The sequence below is a fragment of the Mesorhizobium sp. WSM4822 genome, assembly GCF_055811155.1.
Genome location: NZ_JBVVQM010000049.1, coordinates 1 through 5,967, shown reverse-complemented (window position 1 = coordinate 5,967; position 5,967 = coordinate 1). Strand labels below are relative to the sequence as shown.

General features: G+C 56.7%; 4 protein-coding genes and 2 pseudogenes. 4 read left to right on the top strand and 2 right to left on the bottom strand.

The features are described from left to right. Positions 1-67 precede the first annotated feature (67 nt). A pseudogene (locus AC0L3E_RS34355) lies at positions 68-331 on the bottom strand (transposase); the annotation flags it as partial. Between the two features lie 606 nt (positions 332-937). Here AC0L3E_RS34355 and AC0L3E_RS34350 point away from each other — a divergent pair. Continuing rightward, on the top strand, positions 938-1,504 hold the full coding sequence (locus AC0L3E_RS34350; protein ID WP_473606876.1) for an SET domain-containing protein-lysine N-methyltransferase: 567 nt from the start codon (positions 938-940) through the stop codon (positions 1,502-1,504). Positions 1,505-2,207: 703 nt separating this feature from the next. Here AC0L3E_RS34350 and AC0L3E_RS34345 read toward each other — a convergent pair. Beyond that, entirely contained in the window at positions 2,208-2,672 is a 465-nt protein-coding gene (locus AC0L3E_RS34345; RefSeq protein ID WP_473606874.1) for an IS3 family transposase, read from the bottom strand. Positions 2,673-2,779: 107 nt separating this feature from the next. Between AC0L3E_RS34345 and AC0L3E_RS34340 the strand changes: the two are divergent. The 3 genes and pseudogenes from AC0L3E_RS34340 to AC0L3E_RS34330 all read left to right on the top strand — a co-directional run. Continuing rightward, positions 2,780-3,685: pseudogene (locus tag AC0L3E_RS34340) on the top strand (IS4 family transposase); the annotation flags it as partial. 41 nt (positions 3,686-3,726) lie between these two features. Continuing rightward, complete coding sequence (locus AC0L3E_RS34335; RefSeq protein WP_473606873.1) at positions 3,727-3,885, top strand: helix-turn-helix domain-containing protein; 159 nt, start codon at positions 3,727-3,729, stop codon at positions 3,883-3,885. A gap of 306 nt (positions 3,886-4,191) precedes the next feature. Then, complete coding sequence (locus AC0L3E_RS34330; RefSeq protein WP_473606872.1) at positions 4,192-5,190, top strand: D-alanine--D-alanine ligase family protein; 999 nt, start codon at positions 4,192-4,194, stop codon at positions 5,188-5,190. The last annotated feature ends 777 nt before the right edge of the window (positions 5,191-5,967 follow it).

The following is a 5,967-nucleotide window of genomic DNA, read 5'->3' as shown; positions in this document are numbered from 1 at the left end:
GATACATTTACGCAACTGGAATCGTCATCGGCGATGTCGCGAACCCTTGCAGGGACGGGGCGGACCATACATTTTTTCTCACAAGATCCTTCAACGCGGCATAGTCGAGCATGGCGTCGGCCAGAAGCCGCTTCAGCCGCGTGTTCTCGTCCTCCAGAGCCTTCAGTCGCCGAGCCTCGGAGACATCCATCCCGCCGAAGCGGGCCTTCCAGTTGTAGATCGAGGCGTCGCTGACCCCGTGCTTGCGCCAACAGATCGGCAACCGACACCCCGCCTCATGTTCCTTCAAAATTCCGATGATCTGCTCTTCAGAGAAGCGGCTACGTTTCATGTCCTGTCCTCTCGATGGGCCAGAACGAACTCAAACCGGATTAGATCAGAGGGGCAAGGTCATTTGGTCGCCGTCGGACTCCCCTTCGTTCAAAATTATGCGACCCGCCAGTTCGATCGCGGGACGAGCATGGACCGGCGTCCCTCGGCGGATTTCTCCTCAAATCGCCACCGCGTCTTCTTTCTTCTGCCTCTCAGTCGAGCCAAAGGCTCCTCCAGCACCGCTGTGTGACATCTCGTGTCGGGTTTGTCGGGTCCGCTAAACACGTCTGTTTAGCCATTCTCTCGTTCGCCTCAGCAAGATGGCCGAAGGCATAACAAAATTTCTTCTCCGGCCCGACCCACCAAATTGGCACGAACCTTGAGGGTTCCTGGTGTGGGGCAGCGGGGGCTGCCAACGGGCATTCATTTCGGGAAAAGCCGAAGGAAGGAACACTACAGGCCAACCTGGGTATTGCCCCGTTGTGACAAGTAGTCCCCGGCGATCCACAGCTCGGCGCTTCACCACTGTTGGGAGAGTTAGCCAATGACGCTTAGCAATACCGAGTTACCTCTCAGGACACTTAATATTCTTACCGGAATGAACCTGAATGGAAGGACATAGGTCATGTCGAACACAAACATAAGCAAGAGCTTGTCTATTTTGACGGATGACGTCGCCTGCGCACAGCAGCTCAATGCCCGAAACGTAAGAATCGTCAGCACGGGTAGCGACAGAGGGCGCGGGGTATTCGCCGCTCGCGACTTCTTGCCGGGGGAAATTGTTATCATAGGGCTAATCGAGCGGATGGAGACGACACGCACGACGAATTCTTTTCAACTAGACTGGAATGTCCACGCTCTTTTTCAGGAGCCGGCTGTCATTGTGAATCATTCATGTGATCCAAATTTGGCGATTGTGCCCAATCGTTTCGGCGCCTACGACTTTGTTGCCATTCAGCAGATCTCTTATGACGCCGAAGTGACATGGAACTACGCCACGTCGGAGTTCGAGTGCGTCGGGGTGTCGGTGTGTCTTTGCTCATCGAAGAATTGCCAAGGTTCAGCCGGAGGCTTCTCCACGCTGCGTCCTGATCATCCGATGCTCATGTCCGGATTCTACGCACCATACCTCAAGGAGCCCGGGATATCTTCGAAGAGAGATAGGATTCCTTCCCAAGCTCGTCGTTCATAGCTGGAAAGTGTCCAACAGCCGAGTAAACCATTCCATCGCTTGCTGAGACGACGACTCTACACGACCAGACTGCCAGCGGCTGACAAATGTCCGGTTCAAAACAAACACCGGCAAAATGTCGGCTTCACTACATTCGGCGCTCTTGCGCTACAAGGTTGTCATTCGGTCCTGTTAAGCAATTACTGGCGTTCGGCACGCTGGCACGGCCCTACTCGAATGCAGCAAAACTGATTGACGGCTGACCGCATCCTAAACCGCATGACCATCGAAACACTCCTTTCAGTCGGCCCGGTGCAGCGTCTGGAAAGGCCTTGGCTGGAGGCCAGTTTTTTTTGGCGCAGGTCCGACCTCGTTTGTGATCGACCTAGATCGCCGTACAGCCTTTGTCAGTCACCGGACAGAACTCGATGACGTCTTGCCGAGAATGCTCAGCGGCAGCTGGTGCCGCGCAAGCTGCCAATGCGAACGGGGTCGCGGACGGAGAACTCACAGCGAGCGAAAAGCGTTGAACAAGTCAATCAATAAGAGATTTTGGGCGGCAGTGAGAAACCAGGACTGGAATAAGGCGCTCTCGGCAGTCCAGGAGGGCACCGCCTTGGTGCCCGGCGACATCAATTTCCGCCTGGCTCATGCGCATTTATTGCTTCACAGGATGAAGGATATGCGGACGGGGTTGTCCTCCCCTGGTCCCGCCTCGGCCCAATCAAAGGATACCTGATAGGCGCGCCCTTCGATCTGGAAATGCTCGTGCGCTTACGGGCTGGCGATCAGCGATGGCCATCTCGAGAGCTTCGATGGCAAGGCTTGCTCTAAGATGCGTATCCAGCGCCCATCCGACAACCTTGCGGCTGAACGCGACAAGGACAACGGCAAGGAAGGCAAACTCCTCAGCCAGATGCAGGAAGGTGATATCGGCAACCCATAGCTGGTTTACGCCATTGAGGATCATTCCCCTCGCGCGGTTCGGCACGACTTGCCAACCATGCCTGGAGTTGGTCGTCACAGGAACAAAGGGGCTAGCGCGCAGGCATAACAGATTGTCTTCACGCATGATCCGCAGAACGCATTTGTGATTGACTTGCCACCCCTCGCGCCGAAGCAGGGCTCCAATCCGGCGGTAGCCGTAGTGTGTGTTGCCGAGAGCCAGCTTCTGAATGAGATCGCGCAAACCCGTCTCGGCCCGACGAGGGGCCGAATCCAGCCAGTGACGGTAATAGCTCGCGCGACTGACCCAGCGAGCCAGCACATTCTGTCGATGTTGAATTCGCCTTGACCAACCGCCGCCGCCCCGTTGGTCTCTTTGCCGAGACTTTCGGTCTGCTTGCCGGCCAACTTGACCGGCAGACGCGCCGTGAGGGCACCGCCATGCTGCGGCTGATCGATTCCACGCCCATTCCGCTCGGCAAGGCCTGCGCCTGGGCCAAGTCGAACGGCCGCATCCGCGGCATGAAGATGCATGTCGTCTACAATCCCGACAGCGATTGCCCGCGGGTCCTCGACATCACCGATGCCAATGTCAACGATGCCCAGATCGGCCGTACAATCAACATCGAGCAAGGCGCCACCTACGTGTTCGACAAGGGCTATTGCCATTACGGCTGGTGGACGGCGATCGCCACCGCTAAGGCCTTCTTCGTCACCCGGCCCAAATCCAATATGGGCCTCAAGGTCGAGTGCCAGCGTCGCATCGCCCAAACTCAGGGTGATGGCTTCACCATCCTGGAGGATGCCAACGTAAGTCTTGCCAGCAAAACCAACAGCAAACTGGCAATCCCGTTGCGCCGGCTCACCCTCAAGCGAAACGACGACGACACCATCACGCTCTTGACCAACGACCTCAAGCGAACCGCCGTCGAGATCGCACAGCTCTACAAAGGCCGATGGCAGATCGAACTCTTGTTCCGCTGGATCAAGCAGCACCTCAAAATCCGCAAGTTCCTCGGCAACAACGACAATGCCATCCGCCTGCAACTCTTCGCCGCCATGATCGCCTATGCGCTGCTGCGCATCGCCGCTCGCGCCTACCGTATCGCCATGCCAATCCTCAGGTTCACCGATCTGGTCACCAGATGCCTCTTCGAGCGAAGAAACATTGCCGCCATCGACAAACCGCCGCCTGTAAACCCAACTCAACGAAAACCCAGGTCCTCGCCAAACCAGATATGCTTCACCTATGCATGACTTTCCCCGGACAGCCCTGCGCAAGGAGAGGAAACTGGGGCATGGCCGGACGGCAAAGAGTTATTGATGATGACCAAAAGCTGGAGCTTCTCCGGCGCATGGAGGCGGGCGAAACCGTCAGTAAGTTGGCAGATGAGGTTGGTATCAGTCGCCAACGACTTTACGAGTGGCGTGATCATCTCAGGCTTCATGGAATCTGAAGTTCCGTCGGCGCGGCCGGCCGGCCAGGACAGCAGGAGTTGACGGGGCCGCACAGCTGCAGAGTGCAGTCGATGTGCCGTCACCTCAGGAAAAGGCATTGATCGAAAAGATGATGACCGGCCTGTCAATTTGCCCCGTCGCTCGCGAAGCCTCTTCGTTGGCTCGCCGATTGCAAGGCATGGTGGAGGACCCGTTACGAAGATTGCGATCTGGCGAGCCGTACCGGTCGGCGCGCAGGGGGCAAGAGATGTCTAAGCAAACAAAGTCAGAACGAATGAACGTGACAAACTACAAAGGAGTAGCTCATGCGAGTAGCTATCGTGACGAACAGTGATTTTAATGGAGTAATTAACCGGTTCGGCGAACCTTGTCCGATGCCACCGGAGTGCAGCATCCCAAAACAGGTAGTGGCAGCACTTCAACAGGGCGGCCATGAGACGCTACTGTGTGAGGGCGATAAACGACTGCTCGCCACGCTAGAGGGGTTCATGCCACCTGGTCCGCAAGCCAGCCCCTCGGGAATGGTTTTCAACCTGGCCGAGGGAATTCAGGGCGAAAAACGCGAAACCCACGTTGCTGCCATGCTTGAGATGGCCGGTGTTCCATACACTGGATCTAGCCCGCTCGGGATTGGGCTGACGTGCGACAAGGTCGTTGCTAAAATGCTTATGCGCAGTAACGGCGTGCCGACGCCAAACTTTCGTGTCATGCGTTGCGGCACCGAGAGTATCGCCGACCTGCAGTTCCCGGTAGTGGTCAAGCCGCGCCACGAATTCGGCAGCCTCGGATTGCAACTCGTACATGAACGTTCTAAGTTGAAGCAGGCTGTGGAAGCGATCGCCACCGATTATGCGCAGGATGCGCTCGTGGAAGAATACATTGACGGGCGGGAAATCTGGGTTTCGCTTCTCGGAAACGAGGAACTCGAAGTTCTGCCTCTGGTGGAGTACGAGTTCGGCGACCGCGAAACGCGTCTTATGGATTGGGACGCAAAATTTGTTGCGGCGGCGGCGGTGCCGAAAATTTGCCCGGCGCAAATCGAGAGCGGGCTTGAGACGATATTGCGGGAGATTTCGGTTGCGACCTTTCGAGCCTGCCAATGCCGGGACTATGCCCGCGTTGATTTCCGGATCGATCGCTCCGGTCAGCCGTTTGTCCTGGAGATGAATTCGCCGGCGGGGCTCAATATGCACGATTCCAGCTATGTCATGGCTGCAGCGACCGCCGGATACAGCTATTCAAGCTTGATCAATCGTATCCTCAACGTCGCCCACACCCGGTGTTTCGGATTCGGCATCCCCTGAAACCATTGTGCCATTTTTTCGTGGCAGCCGCTGCGCCGAGGGGTGGGTGAGTCCAATCCTGAGGGACTGAATTGCTGACGTGGCGTTCGGGACGGAGCGGCGACGCAGCTGTATTGAGGCGCGGCTGAGCTTGGCTGAGGGGAATTCAGTCTCTGTTCGAAGACCGGGAAGCTGTAAGCGGCGATCGTGAGTGTGGCGCACGAATGGAAGCCGCCACTCTCCGCCTTGACAGGGCCGGCGGACTCCCGGCGGTTTACCGACACGCGCCCTTCACCGCTTTGGGAGTGAGGCTGCCGTTGTGCCCTATGACACCTGCTGGGCCGTGTACTGATGCATTTTCCCTGGCCTGAATCTGCTCATGCGTCGGAACTTGGTCCTAATTTGCTTGAATGAGAGAGCCGGATATCGAGAACCCGGGCCTGGGAAATCAGACAGACCGGATATTATTGGTGTTGCAGGTGGTCCCGCCGGTCGCCCTGCCGCACCAAACCCAGCAAACTTGCGCACAGAAACCGTGGCCAACTCCTCGCCCACTCAGTAGGTCGCCAAGCATTCTATCCCCAAATGGGACCACTGCAATGAAATCGAATTTGAACAGCATCGGCAAGTATGCACAGAAATTGTTAGTGTGGAGAAACAGTGCGTCTTGCTGCAGGAACGTGAGCCGCGATCTCAGAGAATCAACAACTATGAAACATGAAACGCGCGGCAAAAAGGGGAACTAAGATGATTGACGAAATGGGTTTTCTCTGTGAGCACGTCGCGAAGGGTAAGCTG